Annotated in this window: 11 protein-coding genes; 7 read left to right on the top strand and 4 right to left on the bottom strand. The window is 52.7% G+C overall.

From position 1 onward, the window contains the following. Positions 1 to 370 precede the first annotated feature (370 nt). The 5 genes from AC5DDB_RS05595 (at position 371) to AC5DDB_RS05575 (ending at position 10790) form a co-directional block, all read left to right on the top strand. The gene (locus tag AC5DDB_RS05595) at positions 371 to 1699 is read left to right on the top strand and encodes a DEAD/DEAH box helicase (RefSeq protein WP_491738703.1); all 1329 of its coding nucleotides are present in this window, start codon (positions 371 to 373) and stop codon (positions 1697 to 1699) included. Positions 1700 to 2068: 369 nt separating this feature from the next. Then, positions 2069 to 7576, top strand: a complete 5508-nt coding sequence (locus tag AC5DDB_RS05590) for a neutral/alkaline non-lysosomal ceramidase N-terminal domain-containing protein (RefSeq protein ID WP_491738702.1) — start codon at positions 2069 to 2071, stop codon at positions 7574 to 7576. 71 nt (positions 7577 to 7647) lie between these two features. Beyond that, positions 7648 to 8685 (top strand): peptidase M42, encoded by a 1038-nt coding sequence (locus AC5DDB_RS05585; RefSeq protein ID WP_491738701.1) that lies wholly within the window; start codon positions 7648 to 7650, stop codon positions 8683 to 8685. 45 nt (positions 8686 to 8730) lie between these two features. Beyond that, a complete protein-coding gene (locus tag AC5DDB_RS05580) occupies positions 8731 to 9618 on the top strand; it encodes an alpha/beta hydrolase (protein ID WP_491738700.1) in 888 nt (295 codons plus the stop codon). 68 nt (positions 9619 to 9686) lie between these two features. Further along, positions 9687 to 10790, top strand: coding sequence for an alpha/beta hydrolase (locus tag AC5DDB_RS05575; RefSeq protein WP_491738699.1), 1104 nt, complete (start codon positions 9687 to 9689; stop codon positions 10788 to 10790). 72 nt (positions 10791 to 10862) lie between these two features. Here AC5DDB_RS05575 and AC5DDB_RS05570 read toward each other — a convergent pair whose 3' ends face one another. The 4 genes from AC5DDB_RS05570 to AC5DDB_RS05555 form a co-directional block, all read right to left on the bottom strand. Continuing rightward, a complete protein-coding gene (locus tag AC5DDB_RS05570; RefSeq protein WP_491738698.1) occupies positions 10863 to 12875 on the bottom strand; it encodes a sulfatase-like hydrolase/transferase in 2013 nt (670 codons plus the stop codon). A 169-nt stretch (positions 12876 to 13044) separates the two neighbouring features. Beyond that, the gene (locus AC5DDB_RS05565) at positions 13045 to 14235 is read right to left on the bottom strand and encodes an SGNH/GDSL hydrolase family protein (protein ID WP_491738697.1); all 1191 of its coding nucleotides are present in this window, start codon (positions 14233 to 14235) and stop codon (positions 13045 to 13047) included. Between the two features lie 203 nt (positions 14236 to 14438). Continuing rightward, positions 14439 to 15803, bottom strand: coding sequence for a sigma-54-dependent transcriptional regulator (locus AC5DDB_RS05560; protein WP_491738696.1), 1365 nt, complete (start codon positions 15801 to 15803; stop codon positions 14439 to 14441). After that, positions 15800 to 17158 carry a two-component system sensor histidine kinase NtrB gene (locus tag AC5DDB_RS05555; protein WP_491738695.1) on the bottom strand — a complete coding sequence of 453 codons (1359 nt, stop codon included), beginning with the start codon at positions 17156 to 17158 and terminating at the stop codon, positions 15800 to 15802. The genes AC5DDB_RS05560 and AC5DDB_RS05555 overlap by 4 nt, the downstream gene beginning before the upstream one ends. A 349-nt stretch (positions 17159 to 17507) precedes the next feature. Between AC5DDB_RS05555 and AC5DDB_RS05550 the strand changes: the two genes are divergently transcribed. Both AC5DDB_RS05550 and AC5DDB_RS05545 read left to right on the top strand, forming a co-directional pair. Next, entirely contained in the window at positions 17508 to 18686 is a 1179-nt protein-coding gene (locus tag AC5DDB_RS05550) for an efflux RND transporter periplasmic adaptor subunit (RefSeq protein ID WP_491738694.1), read from the top strand. A 104-nt stretch (positions 18687 to 18790) separates the two neighbouring features. Further along, the gene (locus tag AC5DDB_RS05545; protein ID WP_491738693.1) at positions 18791 to 22225 is read left to right on the top strand and encodes an efflux RND transporter permease subunit; all 3435 of its coding nucleotides are present in this window, start codon (positions 18791 to 18793) and stop codon (positions 22223 to 22225) included. Positions 22226 to 22420 lie beyond the last annotated feature (195 nt).

The following is a 22420-nucleotide window of genomic DNA, read 5'->3' as shown; positions in this document are numbered from 1 at the left end:
CTTTCGTTACAATGTCGGGGCCGACCGGTGTGTTTGCTGCTCGGTGATGAAGCGAACCCGCCGGGAGTGACCCAGTTCTCGACCGATCTTGATCCTCGAAGACTCGGCGTCATTCTTCTCATAGCAGCACAGCTCTCTGCTGGCATTTCTCGAGGGCCGAAGTTCGAACTTCCGGACGAATGGCCGTTGGGAAGTCGCCCCCGCCGCTTCCTCCATTGAGTGCCCAATCTTTTTCGCAAAAACGGTCACTCTGTTGAATGCGAAGATCGAGTAGTAATTGTGTCATCTGCGATGATCGGATGTCGATCGTCATTGGTCTCGATTTATCGCCCTTCAACTTTTGCGTACATTCCACATTTGGATGATCCACTTGAATATTCAATCGTTCTCAGAACTCGACTTGGCCGATGCCATTCAGCAGGCAATCCAGGCCGAAGACTACCAAACCCCAACGCCCATCCAAGCCCAGGCAATCCCTCATTTGCTGGACGGACGCGATGTGCTGGGGTCGGCTCAAACCGGTACCGGTAAGACCGCAGCATTTGCGTTGCCAATTTTGAATCAGTTCGAAACGGACCGCCGAGCCGCTCAATCGGGAGTTCCCAGAGCCCTGGTTCTGTCGCCAACGCGTGAGTTGGCCATGCAGATCGCGGAGAGCTTCCAAACGTACGGGCAATTCGTTCGTTATCGTCAAACCGTGATTTACGGAGGCGTGGGTCAAACGTCGCAGGTTCGTGCCCTGAACCGCGGTGTTCACTTGGTCGTGGCCACACCGGGACGACTGATCGATCTGATGAATCAGGGGCACATTCAACTCGACCAACTCGAAACCTTCGTCCTCGACGAAGCCGACCGAATGCTCGACATGGGATTCCTCCCAGCTCTACGGCGGATCATCAGCGAACTGCCAAAGCGACGCCAATCGATGTTTTTCTCGGCGACAATCTCTCCGAAGATCAGCCAGTTGGCAGCGCAGTTGTTAAGTGACCCGGTCACTGTCACGGTCAATCCTCCATCATCGAGCGTTGAGCGAATCGATCAGCGGGTGCAGTTTGTCAAGCATGGCGAGAAACGCGATTCCTTGCAGACACTGCTGAAAGATCCTGAAGTGGAACGAGCGGTTGTCTTCACGAAGACAAAACGTGGTGCGAATACCGTAGCCGAGCGATTGCTTCGGACGGGAATTCAAGCTGCTGCAATTCACGGCAATAAGTCGCAGAACGCACGTCAGAAAGCACTTGATGCCTTTCGACGAGACCGCGTTCGGGTATTGGTGGCGACTGACGTGGCTGCTCGTGGACTCGATGTAGACGGCATCACCCACGTCATCAATTTTGACCTGCCGTTAGAACCAGAGAACTATGTCCACCGAATTGGGCGGACAGGCCGAGCGGGTGCGGATGGCGTGGCGATCTCGTTCTGTTCAGACGAAGAACGTCACGAACTTCGTGCGATCGAACGACTGATCGGTCGGAAACTTCTGATGATCAATGGAGAGCCACAACCCGAAACCGCAGAGCCGAGCAAACGACGAAAGCGACCAAACCGCAGCTTCGACGGCAAGGGCAAGAATTCGCAAACGCAACGAAACCGCTGGCAACCGAAGGGCGAACAGCCTAAGAACGCCGCCAAGAAGCGGAAACGACGCCGATCGAAGCCGAAGACATCAGAACACCAATCGGTCACGCCAAAAGGTTGATCGAAGAACGCATTCCCCCAGACGAATGATTCGGTGTTAATCGGTCGGGACTCTTTGAAGGGCAAAAGGCGAAATCAATCGCCTGACTGCCCATTATTTCAAGGTCCGTAGAGCCTCCCGAGTAAACACAAATCAAAACCCGCTTGTGAATGTTTACTTTCCTCGACGATTGATGGAGAATCCTCCGGTGGAACTCCATTAGATTTGAGATGCCATCGATTCGCGATTGCGCTTTGCGTCTCGGTTGGTCGGGAAAGACGTGTCATGCGATTGGGTTTGATGAGTGGAACGGCAACACAACCAGTCTGGGCCAGGTGCAACCGAGACCAATTCGTTCGTAGACTGCCCTTGCTGTGTCGGGTAGCAATTGTGCTGCTGTTTTCCAGCCGCTTGGGGCTTTGCGGTGACGTTTACGACGTGGGTGTTTCCGCAGTCGACATCACGCCCACCTATCCAATCCGTCTCAACGGCTTTGGCAATCGTCGGGAAGAATCGGAAGGCGTTTCGCAGCCAATCTACGCTAAAGCTCTGGCGATCGCGGAACACACCGACACGAAGAAGACCACCAAACCGCTGGTTCTCGTGACGCTCGACAGTCTTGGTATTCGTCAACCCATGCGGGACGAAGTCGCGCGACGGCTGAAAGAGTCTCACGGCATACCGCCGGAAAATTTGGCGATCACGTTCACCCACTCGCATTGTACGCCCAAAGTGAACGGCGCATGCGACAACATTTTCAGCCAAGCGATTCCGAAAGAGCATCAAGAACATATCGATCGTTACACCAGCGAGTTGACAGACCTGATTTATCAGGCGGCTCAACAAGCGTTGGAATCGATGCAGCCGGCCCACTTAGAGTACGCGATCGGCAGCGCGCATTTCGCGAAGAATCGACGGACCGTCGGTGGACCGACCGATCATGATCTACCCACGCTTGTGGTTCGTGACGTACAGACTGGTCGACCACGTGCGGTCTATGTTTCGTATGCGTGTCACTGCGTGACGCTGTCGTTCAATCGGATCAACGGTGACTGGGCCGGATACGCCGCCACGATGATTGAGCGACGCTTGCCGGGCAGCGTGGCATTGGTTTCGATCGGGGCAGGGTCCGATCAAAACCCTATCTCCGGCGTGACCGGCGACAACGTGCAAGTTGCTGAGGCGCAAGGAGTCGAAATTGCCACCGAAGTCGAACGGCTACTTGGCGGCGAATTGAAACGTCTTTCGGGCACACCCTCAGCCGTCATCCGAAACATTTCACTTCCGCTCAACCCACCTCCCACACAAGAGGAACTCGTCGCCCAAACGCAGAAAGGCCGACCGACAGATCGTTACAACGCCCAAACACAACTCGATCGGTTGGACCGGGGTGAATCGTTGCTCACAGCGATCGACTATCCGATCCAGACCTGGACGCTCGGCGACAGTTTTTGCATGACATTTCTGGCGGGTGAGGTATGCGTCGACTACGCCTTGCGACTCAAAGGCGAGTTCGACAAGGAGCGTTTTTGGCTGAATACCTACTCCAATGATTTTTGTTGCTACATCCCCTCGGAACGGTTGTTAGAAGAGGGTGGTTACGGCGGCGGGGGCGAAGTTCCGTACTTCGCATTGCCGAACACGCTGAAAGCAGGGTTAGAAGAAAAGATCGTCACCGAGGTGCGACGCCAAGTCCCCAAGAAATTCGCAGTCAACCAGGGAACACGGGGGATCGCTCCAAAAACTCCCGAAGAGTCTCTCAAGACGATGCAGGTCGCACCGGACTTGGAGGTCGTCTTAGCAGCAGCCGAACCGGCAATTGCCGATCCCGTAGCAATCGACTTTGGCCCCGATGGCAGCTTGTGGGTCGCGGAAATGAATGACTACGGTCGCGACGTCTACGAGACATTTCCGCAACAAGGCCGCATTCGCCGATTGCAAGATGTGAACGGCGATGGTTACTTCGAGAAAGCCGAGACATTCGTTGACGGTCTTCGCTTTCCAACCGATGTGAAAGTCTGGCGTGACGGCGTTCTAATCTGTGATGCTCCGGACATCCTCTATGCTCGTGATACCGATCAAGATGGACGTGCGGACAAAATCTCGAAATTGTTCACCGGTTTTGAAGTCCGCAATGCGCAGGCACGGGTCAACAGTCTGCGTCTCGGATTGGATAATTGGGTTTACGGTGCCTCGGGGCTATTCGGTGGCCAAATTACCAATCCAGAAACCGGGAAAACGGTGGACTGCCAAAATCGGGACTTTCGAATTAAACCCGATGAGGGCATTATCGAAGCGGTCAGTGGACGAACGCAGCAAGGGCGTTGTCGGAATGATTGGGGTGATTGGTTCGGCTGTTCGAACGGAACCCTGTTGCGTTCAATTCCGTCGGACGAGAGATACGAAACTCGCAATCCGTTCGCCACCCCGGCACCGGTGCCCACCGTCAAGATCGCCGCGGAAGCCCAGCGACTGATACCGCCGGCCAATCTCGTGCGGTTCGAGTTGTCAGGTGCTCCCGGTAATGCAACTTCGGCCTGCGGACTCGGTATTTATCGAGACACACTGCTCGGCAGCGATTTTATCAACGACGCCTTCACTTGCGAACCGGTCCACCAATCGGTGCATCGCATTGATTTCCGGGCTGCCGAACCGGATTACGTCGGGACACGAGGCGCGGGTGAGGAATCACGCGAGTTTCTGAGTTCAAACGATCGCTGGTTTCGACCGGTACAAGCTCGGACCGGTCCCGATGGTGCCCTGTGGGTTGTCGACATGTACCGCTTCGTGATCGAACACTCGCGTTGGATTCCGCAGTCGACCCGCGATGAACTTGACGTCTACGCCGGACAAGGACGCGGCCGGATCTATCGGGTCTTGCCTCGAAAACGGAACACGAAAGAAGTCGCGATTCCCCAGCTATCGCAGCTATCTGATCAGGAATTGGCGAAGCGACTCGATTCTGCCAATGGGGTCATTCGGGATCTCGTCCACCAACGTCTTCTTTGGGAAAAAGCCACCGATACCGCATCAACAATCCGTACGGTTGCGACAACTTCATCTCATCCTGCAGCCCGACTGCAATCGCTAGCGATCCTCGATGGGTTGGCAGTACTGAAACCCGACGATGTCCTCAAAGGTCTGCATGACCAGAATGCCGATGTCCAACGTTTCGCTGTGCAACTGAGCGAAACTTTCTTCGATCGCTCGCCGGAATTGCGAAAAGCCGTCATCGAATTGGCGAGCCATGAAAACACGCGACTCCGTCGGCAAGTCGCATTGTCCTTGGGTTTTGATAACAGCCAAGAATCGGCAAATACCCTCGCACATTTAGCAAGTTCAAACGAACAGAATTCCTACGTTCGCACTGCCGCGTTGAACTCTGTTTCGTCTTACAACGCACAGAAAGTTCTGCATGCGTTTGCAGAGTTGCCGACCGCGAGTCGGAATTCTGCATCTTGGTCGCAGCTCTTAGTACTAGCCGTGCGATTTGGTAACGCGGCAACCCTTCAAGAGGTGCTCGCCCGACACCTCCCACCTGTCGAGCCGTTGCCGACCAAGTTGGCTATCGAATCGTGGCTATCGGTTCTGACGGCGCTTGATCGTCGAGCAACTCAGGATGGTTTACCCGAAGGGTTCCAACAATCGGAACAAGCTGAGACGCTTTTTTTGAACGCTTTGTCCGTCATCAAGTCGCCAGATGCCCCGGAAGATGAGTATCACGCGGCGTTTCGGATTCTTGGCCGACCGTTTGGCGGTTATTCGATATCTGTGGCGGATAATAGCCAAATTGGAACCGAGCTTTCGGCCGACAGCCGCGCCACGATTTTGGCTCGTTTTCTTGTGCCGCGACGTTCCGTTGTGCTTCAAAAACAGGCGTTGAATGCCGTTGTCGCAACAGGATCATCGCAGACACCGAAGTTGCTCACCCAGGCATATGCCTCACTCGGCAACGAACTTCGTTCCGACATCATCGATACGCTGTTGAATCATCAGACGGGACCGGGCGAGTTGCTAAAGGCTATCGAGGACGGCCGCATTCGGACCGATCGCTTCGACGCCAATCGCCGTGAAAAGTTGCTGTCGCACGTCGCCCCAACGGTACGAGAACAAGCATTAGCAGCGTTTGGCGGGTCGACTCAAACCGATCGTACGACGATCGTCAAGAAGATGCTGGCGACACTTGATGAGATCGGGGACAGTGACCGAGGGCGAGTGGTGTTTCGGAAACACTGTGCTGCATGTCACCGATTAGAAGACCACGGCCACACTGTCGGCCCGAACTTGCAGGCACTTACCGTCCGCGATCCCGGTTGGTTGCTCACTGCGATTCTCGATCCGAACCAACAGGTCGATGCGCGATATTTATCGTGGACGGTTGCGACCGTCGATGGACGTGTCACCGCTGGGCTGATCACGGAAGAATCGGTCGGCAGTATTCACTTGAAAGAATCCGGCGGAAAGAAACATACGATCGCTCGCGAAGACATTGAAGTCTTGCGGTCGTCTCAGAAGTCCCTGATGCCCGAAGGCTTGGAGCGGGACCTCTCGGAACAGGACCTCAGCGATGTGATCGCCTACCTAACAAGCTTTCAGTCGCCAGCCAAAACACTTGATGGTAATCAACCAAGTGTCGTTCACCCTGATGAAAACAGTCATCTCAAACTTACAGCGACAGTTGCCGAGATTCGCGGCAAAGATATTACCTATGAGACGGACTTCTCAAATATTGGCTATTGGCACGATGTCAGTGACACCGTGACGTGGCAAATCGAAGTGCCGAAGACAACGGATTTCGATGTGTATCTGAACTTTGCCTGTCTCAGTTCGGCCGCGGGAGATCAATTCCGCATCGACGGTCTAGCAACACCAATCGTTGGCACAGTTACCAGCACAGGCGGATGGGATCGCTATCGACAGCCCAAGATCGGGCGAACGAAAATCGCAGCAGGTCGACACTCGATAACGGTACGGGCTGCCGGACCGGTCAAACAAGCACTTCTCGACCTGCGGGAAGTCCGTTTGGTTCCAACCGGGCAGCCCCCGATGTTCGCGTCTCACGATGTCACCGAAACCGAGTTGCCACGCCGAGCCCCTGAAATAGCACCGTTCCTTTTGGACGATACGCAATCGATCGAACGACGTCAGCGAGTGATCGACCAACGCCCAGGCATGGGGCCGGCCATTATCAGTCTTTTGGTATCAGACCTCGATCCGAAAGACATCAAGGAACAGTATCGGCGTATTCCCTGGATTTGGCGAGTCTCGATGGCTGTTGCGAAACGTAACGATGGCGGCGAAATCCGTGATCTCTTGGAAATCAGTGTTCCCAAATCGGCGGACACGCTCGAAGATTGGCAAGCCGTCGTTCTTGGCGGCGGCCTGATTAACGGTGTCTCGCAACTTGGCTTGTGGCCTCAGAAACGGCTTGATGAGATACTCGAAGGCTTACCAGCAGTCAAAGCAAATTGGCCGGGGGCGCTCGCCAAAGCAGTGAAGATGGCCCATGACGAAAACATCCGTTCCGGAACACGCTATGATGCACTCCGAATGGTGGCTTTGCTGCCTCCTGAAGACGCTGTGATCGTGTTGAAAACCTACCTGTCCGCTTCACGCGAACTACAAATGGGAGCCATTAGCGGCTTATCTGACATCAATACAAAATCAGCAACTGATCTGCTATTTGCGACTCTCCCGAAACTTAACGATCGCAATCGCCAACTTGCGTTGGAAGCACTACTTCGAACCGATCAACGGGCAACGGCATTTGCCAAGTGGGTTGCAGAGAACGAGTTTGTCTTTTCTGAAAAGGAAATACAAACGCTTCGCCAACACCCACTGCCGGACATTCGCAATCGATTCGAAACGTTGATTGGACCACTCATTCAGAAATCCTAGGTGACATATTTGCTCCCTAGATTGTCAAAGACAGCTCACTCCGTACCTAGCAACTTCGAAAGTGAACTCCCTTGGAAATTGATGGTTTCATCGCAACACTGCAAACTTTGATCCGTGAGCCTTCGGTGGTCGGTACCGAAGATGCTTTCTTTCGTTCACTGCGGCGGGAACTTGAAGAAGTCGGAATAGCCACCAGTTATTTTCAAGGTGTGCTCGTCGCCCAAGGTAGCGATCCGTCTTCGCTGATTCTGTCAGCACATATCGATCGACACGGCTTACTCTGCACGGGACCGAATGAGTTTCAGTATGCAGCGTTTTTAGTATCCAATCAAAGTGAGCAAACCGGAGACTCGGTATCCGAGCAGATGATGGATTCAATCGCTGACCGGTTTGTCGGTCAACGGGTCCAAGCCCATCTGCCCTACACGGGAACCTACCTTGGTCAAGGCATCATTACACAATCCAGCGTGTGTCCGGAACGAAAAAACCTCACCTTTGAACTCGAGGGCTTGAACTACGTGCAACCCGGCACACCAATTTCCTTCTTAGACCGGTTGCAAGTCCAAAACGGTTACCTCTCGGCTCAACTCGATAACGTTTTAAGTGTGGCAATTTTAATCGACCTATACAGAAATGGTTTTCAAGGAACGGCATTGTTCACTGCGCAGGAAGAAGCCGGGCGTAGTTGGCGTTATGCACTTGCGTGGTTTCAGCGACAACAAATTACCACCAAGCGACTGATCGTGCTCGATACAAGTCCATATCCCACAAGAGAACTAGCCGACCAACAGGATGTGGTTCTCAGACGCAAAGATGCGAACGGTGAATTTGCCAAAGAGTTAACTGAAGAAATTGCCAATCGCTGTGAAGATCTTTCGATTCCGTTTAGTTTCAAGGACGAGTATGTTGAACGTGTGAACCAGACCCGAGCCACGCCATTGTCATATGGACGCACTGAACTAGGTCGTCTCGTTTCCGCGTCGCAAGGAAGGATCACGGGCACCACATTGCAAATCCCGACGACTGGCTACCACACAACGCGAGAAACGGCATCAATCAATTCCGTAAGATCCATTCGCAGGTTACTAATGTCATTCATGACAAACTAAGTTTCGAGAACCACAGCCTTGAGTCCTATCGAGAGTCTCACACCAATGATTGAAAAGTCGCTCATTCACAGCCGCCTTAGCTTTCTGAGTTCGATGACACTCTGCCTGCTAGTCTTCGGAGCATTCCAACTAGCCATCGGAGCAGACAACGCGATGAAGCCTACGAAACAGTCGTTGTGGCCTGGAAGTCCTCCGAAAAGCCAAGGAAAAATCACCGTCCACCACCCAAGCGAACCGAACGGTACTGCAATTGTGATCTGTCCAGGTGGTGGATATCGCGGACTGGTCACAGGGGCGGAAGGCCATGGGATCGCGAAATGGCTGAACAAGCATGGAATTACGGGAATCGTCTTGGAGTACGAACTTCCCAACGGCCGTTCGTTCGTTCCGCTGCACGATGCCCAACGAGCCATTCGTCTTACTCGTGCCAATGCGACCAACTGGAAACTGAACCCAAAACGAATTGGTATTATTGGGTTTTCAGCAGGCGGGCATGTCGCGTCCACCGTAGGAACACACTTCGATGCCGGTAACTCGAAAAGCTCTGACCTTGTCGAACGGCAAAGTTGTCGGCCTGATTTTTTGATACTTATCTACCCGGTCATATCAATGGGTGAGCACACTCATCAAGGATCAAAACGAAACCTGCTCGGTTCAAGTCCTTCAACTGAAATGATCGAACTGTTTTCGAACGAAACCCAAGTCACTCCACAGACCCCACCTGCATACCTTGCTCATGCCTTAGATGACAAAGTCGTGGTTCCTGCGAACAGCCGGATGTTTCATGAAGCGTTGAAAGATCACAAAGTGCCGACAGAGTATCTAGAACTTCCTTCGGGAGGGCATGGTCTCAACGGCTACAAGGGACCGATGTGGGACGCCTGGCAAACAGGTGCACTCAAATGGCTCGCTAAGCAACAGATGATTCGTTGAGCGAAAAGATTTTCAATCGCTGATCAATGCTCATTGTCATCTCACAACGACTTTCCGGAATCGAAGGCATGAATAAACAGACTTTAGCAATTCTTGTTTGCATCATCACCATTCAAAATTACGCGGTGGCCGCTCCTCCAGTGCGTCAGTTTGATGCGCCGGGTGCCCCGCCGTTCAAGGTTCTCAAAACGGGTGAGAACCCCCCACTCGATGCGTACGATAATTTCGTCATCGGGCCTGAATATGTGCCTGCGTCCGAACGAGAACTCGTAAAGGGCGTCCCTCAGGGCAAGGTGGTGCAATTCACCATCGATTCTCGAGACACCAAAATCTTCAACCCGGGTATCGCTCGCAAAAAGTTTGGTACTGTCGACCCGAGCAACCCAAAGACACTGATCGTTGATATTCACGAAATTGACTATAAACGCCAAATCACGGTTTACATTCCGGCGGGGTATCAACCGAATACCGTCGCACCGTTCATGGTGGAACATGATGGCCCGAAAGGGAAGCCAAACATGACGCTTCCACGCATTCTCGACAACCTCATCGCTCAGAAACGTATACCTCCCATTGTACTTATTCAAATTGCAAATGGCGGTGGTGATGCACAGGGTCATCAACGGGGACGAGAATACGACAATATGTCCGGGCTATTTGCGGAATACATTGAAACCGAGGTCCTTCCACGCGTCGAGAAAAACTGTCATGTCCAGCTAACGAAAGATCCCGAGGGACGGGCGGCGATGGGCTCAAGTTCCGGCGGTTCAGCGGCACTCATTATGGCCTGGTTTCGCCCCGATCTTTATCGTCGTGTGTTGACGACTTCTGGAACGTTCGTCAATCAGGCGTGGCCATTCGATCCCAAGTTCCCCGACGGTGCCTGGGGATTTCATAAGACGATCATCCCGAATAGTCCCAAGAAGCCGATTCGGATCTTTATCTCTGTGGGTGACCGTGATCTACTCAACCCCAACGTGATGCGGGATGGTATGCATGATTGGGTCGAAGCCAATCACCGCATGGCGAAGGTGCTAAAAGAGAAAGACTATGAATACCAGTACCTATTCTGTCGAAACGCGGGGCATGGGATCCGCAACGCGAAAGAACAGTTTCTACCCCATGCCATTGAATGGGTTTGGTCGGGATACGGTACCCAAAAAATCGAATAGATCGACGTTCGACCACCGAGTTCGATAAGTAAGCTACGGCGCAGTATACGAGTTCAATGTTAGAACAATCATCTACCTATCATTAGTGTTGATGTCTTCTACGAAATCGCTCTCGCCGCATCGTTTTAATGCGGTTTCAAGTGCCCAACCGGTGAAGGATGCATAATTAAAATCCTTGTAGGGACGTCTCGACCCGGGGGCTGATCGATTCTTGTTGCAGACATCCTTCATGACTTTCACCAACGGCTGAACCTGTTCTCCCAGCCTTGCCAGTGTGCTCGCAGCCTCAAGCGCAACCCAAGGTCTTGTATCTTGGAGCACTTCACCCAGTGTCTCGAGCGCTAAAGGTTGTGCAGTTCGCATAGTTTTCGCAGAGAGTATCGCTTCCGCGGCGGCAATTTGAACCGAGGGGGACGAGTCGTTCAAGGCGTTCACTAACGACGGGCTTACTTTGCGGAAGAACTCCTGCTTCGATTCGGTTGAAGACTTCAACCGCACGGTACACGCGATCGACGCCCAATACCGAACTGCAGATTCCTGATGTTCGAGACCCGTTTGAATTCTTTCGACTGAGGTCTCTTCGTCCCCAACGCACCACGCCATTTCCAAAATTGCGTTCAAGTTGAGTGACGGATCACGCAAAACATCGAATGGGGTTGATCCGTTCCGAGCACTTCGAATCTGATATTCCGCCTCCGTGAGAAAGCCACTATCACGAGATTCGAGAATCCAACGTCGCAACCGGTCGGCTAGTTCATTCTTCGTTTCTTGATGCTCGTTTGATTTCGCAAGATTGACGAGTTCATGGGGATCAGAACGCAGGTCGTAAAATTCTTCGACAGGTTTCTGTCTGGCCCACAACCGCTTGGCATGAGCATCAAGCTCGCCGGCTTGATATAACTTTCGCAACTCCCGAAACGACGATTTCCGATCATCGAAAATTACAGAGTCTTGAATATAAGGTAAATGCGGGAGGAAATGTCTAATGTAGATGAACCGACCATCGGAGATACTACGGGACACTTCGAACATATCATCCGCGCGGCTTCTTGCTCCGAAGACGAATTTGCGTTGTTCTTCAGTTTTCTCGCCTAAGAATGGTATGCCTTGCAGCACGGACGGCACATTCCCACCTGCTAGTCGAAGGGCAGTAGCGGGGAAATCAACGAAACTGACTAGCCGATCGGTCGTGCGGTACTTTCCTTGCTGTGACTCTTCCAATTCATTGCCAGCTGCAACGAAATTGACATCGCTAGTCAAATGACGGAACTGAGGCGGTAGATAGACAACGAGTGGCACCCGAAGTCCGGAGTCATTCAACCAACGTTTATAGCGTGGCAAACCATTTCCGTGATCGCCGAACACAAATATAATCGTGTTTTCTAACTCGCCGTCCTGTTTCAATGCTTCAACGATATCACCAACTTTTCGGTCGAATACGGTGGCCAAGTCGTACAATCCAGCGAAGATCGTGCGTATTTCAGGTGTGTCAGGGTAGAACGGTGGAATACTCACTTCGGCAGGATCGTGTCGTAGATGGCGGGGCAGATTCTTGACAGCGTCGTCGTAGCGATCACGAAGATTGGTAGGCCCCTCATGAGTTTCACCGATGGTAACAAACCCGAAGAAGGGCTGTCCTGCATTTCGTTTCCGCCAGGGTGCGATATCGCCGGACCACTCGTCCCAGATTCCATCAGGATTGAAATTGTAATCGGACTTTCCTGTATTCGTGCAAAAGTATCCGAGTTCTCGCATTCGATTCGCCAACGGAACCACACGATCGGGAAGCTTAACCTCGCAACGCAGATGTTGCGTCCCTAAACTTGTCGCGTATAAGCCAGTGGCTAGACACGAACGCGACGGTGAGCATATGGGAGCAGTCGCGAAGGCATTGCGGTAAACGATGCCATCACGGGCTAGCGAATCAATGTTCGGTGTATGAGCATCGGGATGCCCATAACAGCCCAAATGCGGGCTCATATCTTCGGCATTGATCCAGAGAATGTTAGGATGTTCTGCATGAAGCAAATTGCGGTTATTGAAACAACATACTATCAGGATCAAAATGAGTTTTTGCATTTTCATACTTGACTCTCCGAAGTTTGCGAGGGAATCGCAAAGGCATTGAGTTATAGAACGTATTAGCCCCACGATCACGTTCTGATCCGTAGAAGATACAGATAGGCCTTCGTCTGCCGGTACTTACAATACAGAAACCGTGACGATCGAAACTCAGATAAGCGAGGAACGAGCCTCACTCGTTGACCTCAAATTGAATAATTCGCATCGCATGACCCACACTCTTTTTGTTTGCGTCCTTTGCAATGCGAAGTTTCAGAGTGTGCTCTTTCGGTTCTAAGTCGGCGGCAAAAATCACACTCCGTGGGTAGTGCAAACCCGAACTGAAATGATGATACAAGTCGAACCGCTTAAATGGCCCGTCGTCAATGCTTGCTTCGACAATCCCTGCATCGGGGCCGGCCACGATGTAAGCACCAACCGCTTTGCCGTTGAAGGTGAGTTTCAATTCCGCACCAGGTTGTTCGGCGCTCAACATGTCGATCGCAGTAAACCGCGAGCGTTTGCTGCCTGGCAGGTTTTTCCAGTCAGGGACGGCCCATTTCCATCCGTTCACGACTTCCGCGTTTTTCGGAGACACAAACTTGGCTTGTCCATAGTTATTGGGATCGAGTGGTTTCGCGGGCATGGCGTGTGCATGTTTCGTCGCATCTGCGGAAAGTGGCTTTGCCCACACGTTTGACAGATGGTGGGCAATCATGTCGGCACAAATGCGATTACCAGCAGGCTTTGGATGCGTGCCGCCGTAGGTTTGCCAAGTAAGTTTACCGGCGGAGATCTGCTCGGCCACTTCCTTCGCCACGTTGACAGTAGTAACACCATAGTGTTTGGCAACAGTTTCATGACTATCACTAGTCAATGGAGTGTTTCCCGCTTGCAACGTTGTCAACATATCAGGATTCACAAAGTACGTAATTACGATATCTGCGTGCGGGTTATGCCTGCGAACTTGCCGAATAATGCCTTCCATTCCTCGGATACATTCGCGACGGGCGTGTCCGGCGTCTTGATCATCGTTGACGGCGAACTCGATGAAGAACAAATCGACTGGTCCTTTGCTAAGCACATCCCGCTGAAGCCGAAAAGCCCCAGTCGTGGAGCAAGTCGATGAGATACCTGCAGCCGTGAAATTGAATTTCGTATCCGGGAACCGCAGTTGGAGAAACTCGCAAACCATCGGACGGTAGCCGTTCATCTCTGTAATGGAACCGCCGATGAAAGCGACATGTCCGGACTTTTTCTGTTCAAATTGACCCCGGCAATTCTGGAAGTCGCTACGCAAATGCACGTTGTGACTCCCATCAGACGCGAACACGCTAACGGGTAGTAAAAGAATGAATGCGAGCAAACGGATTGGTTGTAACATGCGGGCCTCCTGCGGGGCGTTGTATGGCCATGATGGTTTTCAGGATGCAAGTTACAGTATTGCGTCGCGAAATGCGAAGACGACGTGGGCTGGCATGCGCAGAACGACGACTAATGTCAACGAACGCGGTCATCAACGACCGTGCTCGAACTACCAATCGGCTGGAAGTCACTTAACAAATCGCAAACGGTATGCGTTTGATGCTAGTGCAAACCGTAGCGGTTCATTTTGTAGTGCAGAGTGCGAACACTCACGCCGAGCAGTTTGGCGGTGTTCTCACGGTGACATTCACAGGCTTTCAGGGCGGCGGTAATCGCAGCTTTCTCAGCCTGTTCGACGGCGGCGATCAGTGAGGTCGGCGTTGTGTTTCCAACGTTCGGATTCGCTAGCGAAAGTTCGGCTGGTATGTGTTCGGCCCGAATGGTGCTACTCGGAACGGTCACGACCAAACGCTCGATCACGTTGCGAAGCTGACGAACATTGCCGGGCCATTGAGCAGACGTTAACTCCTGCATGGCATCGGTGGTGATCGTTTTCGGTTCTCGACGATGGCGTTCGCAAAAGTGCGTGAGGAAATGCTCAACTAGCAGTGGGATATCATCGCGACGTTGACGAAGCGGAGGAATTTGAATGGGGACAATGTTGAGGCGATAGTACAGGTCTTCGCGAAACCGACCTTCGTCAATTTCCGTCTGTGCCGTCTTGTTGGTCGCAGAGATCAGCCGGACATCGCTCTGCAGAATTTCCTCGCCTCCAATTCGGCAATACTGACCGGACTCTAGAACCCGCAACAAATCCACCTGGCACTTCGCAGGAATCTCAGTGATTTCATCTAAAAACAACGAGCCACCCTTGGCCCGGTCGAAGCAACCCGGCTTTTGTCGCGATGCTCCTGTGAATGAACCTTTCTCGTGGCCGAACAGCTCACTTTCTAAAAGTGTCTCAGGCAACGCCCCCAGATTGACTGCAATGAACGCGTTGTCGCTCCGGTCACTGAGATCATGTAACGCACGCGCCACCAATTCCTTCCCAGTTCCGCTCTCGCCGTGAATCAGAACCGTTGCATCGGTCGCTGCAACTTGTCGAACCTGCTGGAGCACATCCTGCATCGCAGCGCAATTCCCAATGATCCCTGAAACTTCCCCGGCACTCGCTAAGCGATTGCGTAACTCGCAATTCTCCAATCGCAGCCGATGATGTTCACGGGCCTTGCGGACTTGCTCGCGAATCAATTCGAGATCGACGGGCTTTGTGACGAAATCGAACGCGCCGATCCGCATGGCTTCCACGGCTGTCTCAACGGTTCCATGGGCAGTGATGACGATGGCCGTCGTTTGAGGACGGCTACGAAGCATCTGTCCAATAAGTTCCAGACCGTTCAAACTGCCGGGAAGTCGGACGTCGGCAATCACCAATTGAAACGCCGTCGAACGAAACTTCGCAAGGGCCTCCTCAGCATCGGCGGCGGTTTCGATGGAATCCGCTTCTTTCGACAGACCTTTTTCCAGCCCGGACCGGATATTGAGTTCGTCATCGACGATCAGAATGCGAAAGTCGTCGGAATTCATGACGCACCATTTCGTGGTAGTGAAACCGTAAACACCGTTCCCGTGGGGCCGGTTTCAAAATCGATATTTCCATTGTGTTGACGGATGATTTTCTCGCAAAGTGCAAGTCCCATACCAGTCCCGGTGCTTCGCGTCGTGAAGTATGGATCGAACACACGGTCCCGAATTTCTTCTTGAATGCCGGGTCCGTTATCCGCCAAATCGATTTCGATGGAATCTTGTGAAACCCGTACGCTGATTTTCATCCGACCGCCGTTTGGCATTGCTGCGATTGCGTTGATGGCAAGATTGAGCAGAACCTGTTCGATCCGAACCGAATCGACACGCAATACCGTTTCGACGCTCGGTGGCAGATCAACGTTGATTTCGATTCCTTGATTGCGAGCCTGAGGTTCGATGAGCCGCACGAGTTTCTCGACCAATCGCGCGGCCTCGACCTCTGTTCGACTTAGTTTCGCCACTGAAGCAAAATCGCGAAATCCTTCCAGCACAGCCGTAATGCGTCGCGTTTCTGTTTTCAGGACGTCCAGCATTTCCAAAACCGCCGGCGTTGGATGTTCTGTTTCCAATGCTTCGGACAGCAGTTGAACATGCAACGACAACGCACTCAGCGGGTTCTTGATCTCATGTTGAAGACCGGCAGCCAATGAGCCGAGCCCCATGTAGCGTTCCATGCGACGCAAACGCTGTTCAATCAACGTTTTTTCAGTGACATCACGGACGTGCAATACCGTTCCTAACTGATTTTGGTTGTGATCTCGCAGGAGACTACACCCTGCCCGCAAGTGTCGAGTGCTACCATTGTTCATCGCGGTATAGTCTTGATCACGGATGTTTTCCTGCTCGTCGAGGACCCGACGCCGAATATCGTTCAGGGCGGCATGCTCGCTAGGAATTTCCTGCAATGCAACTCCTATTCCGCCGTCGTCGCGACTCAGAAGTTTCCGTGCGTAGGGATTGATGCTCAAGATAATGCCATCGCGATCGGTTGTGATAATGCCTTCATCGAGACACGCGAGAATATCCGTTGCTAGAACACGAATGTCTCGTAGGGAACGTTCGCTACTGACATAGGCACGTACGAGAAGTGTCAGTGCAACGCCGGACACAACAAGATTCAGGATCAACAGTACCGTCAGCCGCCATTGCAGCCGGAGTTCGCCGGCCAACTCGTAGGCTTCAGGAAGATCGCTGGCGGGCAGGTGCCGAGTGAGTTCGTCCACGATCTCTTGCTCGTGACTGAAGTCGGCAAGAATCCACGCAGTCACAACCAAGGCTGTCAGGCTCAACAACGCCAGCCCCACAATCATCCAGCGTGGGTTTCTCGCGGATGTCGAATTCCTGCTATGGAACATGCAAGATGGCTCCTATTTTAATCAACCGAGTCTGCAAGAATCTGCAGAAGTCCTGCAAGCCGATGCAGAGGTGCAGCAAATGTCACGTCATTCCGCCGTTTCCCCCGTCACAAAGCACGTCAGCTAAGGCATCCAATCGCGGATTTCGCCTCGATGTCGACACAGATCCCAAAATCGCAATGCAATCGCCGTGTCACCAAGTATTCCACGCGGAAACTGGTACGCGAATTGCACTTTGTCACGGCTACCACGCTCGGTATCCGTCGGCCCCCCACGATCCGGCAATCATAAGCCCACCTGACTGAGTCTTCCAACCACAGAGTGAAACACGCGAAAAGGTGTTGTTGTAATGAAGTTTCTTTTGCTCTCCGCGATCTGCGTTGCAGTGTCGGCATTTTCCGTCCCGGCTTACCAGGCAATCCAGGATCATATTGCGGCGTCATCGCACTCTGCCGAATCAGTCGAAGAGCACAAGGACGGCCAACACGCGGACAATGAGCATGCCGGTAGCGAGCATCACCCCCAACACAAAATCATTGCCACTCGACCGGTAAGGCAAGATGTCATCAGCACGCAACAATACGTCTGCCAAATCCATTCACGTCGACATATCGAAGTGCGAGCCCTGGAAGGTGGCTATCTCGAGGAGATCCCGGTTCAGGAAGGTCAATCGGTAAAAAAAGGCGAGTTGCTGTTCAAAATTCTGCCGGTGCTTTACAAGGCGAAACTCGATTCGGACTTGGCCGAAGCGGAACTTGCCCAGGTCGAATATGACAACACCAAACGATTGGTCCAGCAGAACATTATTTCGGAGCCGGAACTGAAACTCGCGGCTGCCAAGCTTGCAAAGGCGCAAGCGAAAGTTTCGCTCGCCAAGGCGGAACTCGATTTCGCAGATATCAAAGCGCCGTTTGACGGAATCGTGGACCGTCAAGTCCATCAGCAGGGCAGCCTGATTGAAGAAGGTGAAGTCCTGACGACACTTTCCGACAACAGCCTCATGTGGGTCTACTTCAACGTTCCGGAATCGCGATACTTCGACTACAAAGCCGAACTCGATGACGACGCAGACCAACGGCTTCAGATTGAACTGCTGCTCGCCAACGGTACTATCTTTTCGCATCGCGGAACGATTGGTGCGATCGAAGCCGACTTCAATAGTGAAACCGGCAACATCGCGTTCCGAGCCGACTTCCCAAATCCTCAAGGTCTGTTGCGAAACGGACAAACAGGAACGGTATTGATTCACCGCGAACTGAAGGATGCGATCGTCATTCCGCAGCGAGCGACGTTCGATATTCTGGCAAAGCAGTATGTTTTCGTCATCGAAGAAGACGGAACCGTTCGGCAGCGCGAAATCGTGGTCGAGAAAGAATTGGAAGACATCTACGTCATCAAAGAAGGCGTTGACGAAAACGACACGATCGTGTTTGAGGGCAAACTCCAAGTCCGTGATGGTGATAAAGCGGAATTCGAGTTTCGCGAACCGGATCAAATCCTCGCCAACCTCAAAAATCACGCCGAATAACACGATCCCGGTCTGCACGAGCCGGGAATCTCTCGTTCACACCCACAACTTGTCCTTCAACGGAACCTGTTTCACAGGCAGGTTCGAGGTACGTTTGGCCCATCATGTTTGCAAAAATATTGCACCGCCCGGCACTCGCGATTGTCATCTCGCTGCTCATCTTGTTCATGGGCGGACTGGCGATCATTACGCTGCCGATTTCTCAGTTCCCATCGGTCGCACCGCCGAGTGTGAGTGTCTCGGTGTCTTATCCCGGTGCGAGCGCGAAAATCCTCATCGACTCGACAATGGTCATCTTGGAACAGGCCATCAACGGCGTGCCCAATATGCGGTACATGATGGGAGACGCCACTAGTGCCGGTGAAGGCACGATTCAAGTCATCTTTGAACCGGGAACCGATCCGAACGTTGCGGTGATGAACGTCAATAACCGCGTTCAAGCGGTGAAGAATAATGTTCCCCCGATTGTGCAACGGGAAGGGATCATCGTTCAGCAGAACATGACCAGTATGTTGATGTACCTCAACATCTTCAGCACCAATCCGAGCGTCGACCAAAACTTTCTCTACAACTATGCAACGGTCAACGTGCTGAATGAACTCAAGCGAATTCCCGGCGTGGGCCAAGCTAACATTCTTGGCAACCGATCGTATGCGATGCGTGTCGAACTCGACGTCAACCGCATGCGAGCTCACAAGGTGACCGCCGAAGACGTAATGAAAGCATTAGACGAACAAAGCATGATCGGTTCGCCAGGACGACTCGGTCAAGCGACTGGAACACGATCCCAGACGATCGAGTATGTGTTGACTTGGATTGGTCGCTATGAAACGCCGGAGCAATACGAACAGATTATTCTCAAAGCGAATCGTGAAGGGGAAATCCTGCGGCTAGGTCAGGTGGCTGACGTGGAACTAGGATCGTCGTTCTATGATCTTTATTCCGACATCGACAAGAATCCCGCGGCCGCAATTGTCCTGAAGCAGACACCGGGGTCGAACGCTTCGGAAGTGATCAAGCAGGTCAAGGACACCGTGGAACGCATTAAGAAGGAATCGTTTCCGCCAGGCATGGACTACGCCGTGACATACGATGTGTCGAACTTCCTAGACGCGTCCATCGAGAAAGTGCTGCACACGTTGTTCGAGGCATTTATTCTCGTGTCGCTCGTCGTATATCTGTTCCTCGGTGACTTCCGCAGCACGTTGATTCCAACGCTCGCGGTTCCGGTCTCTCTGATTGGTGCCTTTTTCTTCATGCTGCTTTTCGGCATGTCTATCAACTTGATTACTTTATTCGCATTGGTGCTTGCGATTGGGGTCGTGGTTGACGATGCCATCGTGGTCGTGGAAGCCGTCCACGAGAAAATGCACACGAAACACCTTGGCCCGTATGCCGCGACGAAAGAAGTCGTGCATGAGATCAGTGGGGCGATCATTGCGATCACGCTCGTGATGACCGCGGTGTTCATCCCGGTGACGTTCATTCCGGGTCCGGTCGGTGTGTTCTACCGGCAATTTGCGTTGACGATGGCCGTCTCGATCGTGTTGTCGGGAATCGTCGCCCTAACGCTAACCCCGGTACTGTGCGCAATGATTTTGAAACCTCATGGGCGACAATCGAAACGCGGACTTGTCGGGTTCATCAATCGCGGACTCAACAGAACCGGCCCTAGCATCTCGCGAATACTAAGAGGGTTGATTTGCGTCCTGTTGGGAGCCGCAGTCGGTGCAGGATGCTATTTTCTGTTCCACGTTGAAATCGTTCATGAAATCGTCTCCGAACAATTACCACTTACGGATGAAATTGTTTGGACGATTGTTGGAGTCATCTCGCTACTTGCCATTCTCTCGTTTCGAGCCGTGTTCTCCGGCAGCAATGGCGGTCAGGTCAAACGAGGTCCGCTGGGGATGTTTCTGCATGTATTCGATCGCGGTGTTGAGAAAGTCACCGGTGGATACACCTGGGTTGTCACCGGCATTGTTACTCGCCGAATTCTAACGATTCTCATCATCAGCGGTTTTTGCTATGGCATTATGTTCGTGAACAAAGTCTTGCCGACCGGGTTCATCCCTCAGGAAGATCAAGGCATGATTTATGGGATCGTGCAAACTCCACCGGGATCGACCTTGGAGTACACGAACGCGAAGTGTCACGAACTGCAAGCGATTTGTAAGGAGATGGATGAGATTATTTCGGTCTCTTCTATCGCCGGTTACGAAGTCCTAACCGAAGGCCGCGGTTCGAACGCTGGCACATGTCTCATCAACTTGACGCCCTGGCATGAACGGGACAAGACCGCGAAGCAAGTCATCGAAGAACTCGAAGAACGAGGTCGTGCGATCTCAAACATTAAACTGGAATTCTTCGAACCGCCCGCGGTTCCCGGATTCGGTGCGGCTGGTGGATTCTCGCTGAACCTCTTAGACAAGACGAACAGCGGCGACTACCAAGCACTTGGCAAAGTGACCGACGATTTCATGGCCGCACTGGCCGAGCGGAAAGAACTCAAAGGGCTATTTACGTTCTACGCGAGTAGCTATCCGCAATATGAAATCAAGATCGACAACGATGCCGCCATGCAGAAAGGAGTTACCATTCGCGATGCGATGGACAACCTATCGATCGTGATCGGCAGCACCTGGGAACAGGGGTTCGTCCGCTTCGGTCAGTTCTATAAAGTCTATGTGCAATCTAAGCCGGAATACCGCCGCTATCCCGAAGACCTGGAGAACCTGTTCGTGCGGAACGACGAAGGCGAAATGGTTCCCTATTCGGCCTTCATGAAAATCGAGAAGCAACAAGGTCTCAACGAAATCAGTCGCTATAACCTCTATCCGACGGCTCCCATTCAAGGCGCCCCCGCCGCCGGCGTTAGTAGTGGTGAGGCCATCAAAGCGGTCCAGGAAGTTGCGGCGGCAACGCTCCCACGTGGTTATGACATCGACTGGCGTGGTCTCGCCTATGATGAAGCACGAGCCGGGAACACCGCCATGTACATTTTCGTGATCGTGGTCATGTTCGTGTACTTGGTGCTAGTCGGCCAATACGAAAGCTTCCTGCTTCCGTTGCCGGTCATCATTTCGCTGCCGATCGGGTTGTTCGGTTCGTTTCTTTTCCTTAAAGCGATGGGGCTCGCCAACGACGTTTACGCACAGATCGGCCTCGTGATGCTGGTCGGATTGTTGGGCAAAAACGCCATCTTGATTATTGAGTTTGCCGTCCAACGTCGTCGTTCGGGCGTGCCGATCAAAGATGCTGGGATTGAAGGTGCGAAGCTGCGTTTCCGACCGATCATGATGACTTCATTCGCGTTCATCGCCGGTCTGATTCCACTTGTTCGTGCAACCGGTCCGGGGGCGATTGGAAACCGAACCATCGGAACGACGGCGGTGGGCGGGATGTTGATGGGCACTCTGGTCGGGGTGTTCGTCATACCAGGCTTGTATTACCTGTTCGCCAAAATGGCTGACGGGAAGAAGCTAATTCAGGACGAGCACGACGCACCGATCTCCGAGCTTTTTGAGAGCGATGAATAACCATTCCACCGTCGTTTTTCGCGGAAGGCCTCAGTGGTCCAGCGATCGAATTGTAGACCACGGGCGGTACGATCGGCATAATCGTTAAAGACTACCACCAAACACTTTGCACGACCTGCAAATGTCTGCACAAGCCGTACAAAAGCGCGAAATTGAAGGACGGTCAAAACCGTTCCGGTCGATACGATTGTTGCG

It is taken from the genome of Thalassoroseus sp. (assembly GCF_984380535.1).
The sequence above is the reverse complement of the archived record's forward strand: the minus strand, read 5'-3'. Positions and strand labels throughout refer to the sequence as shown.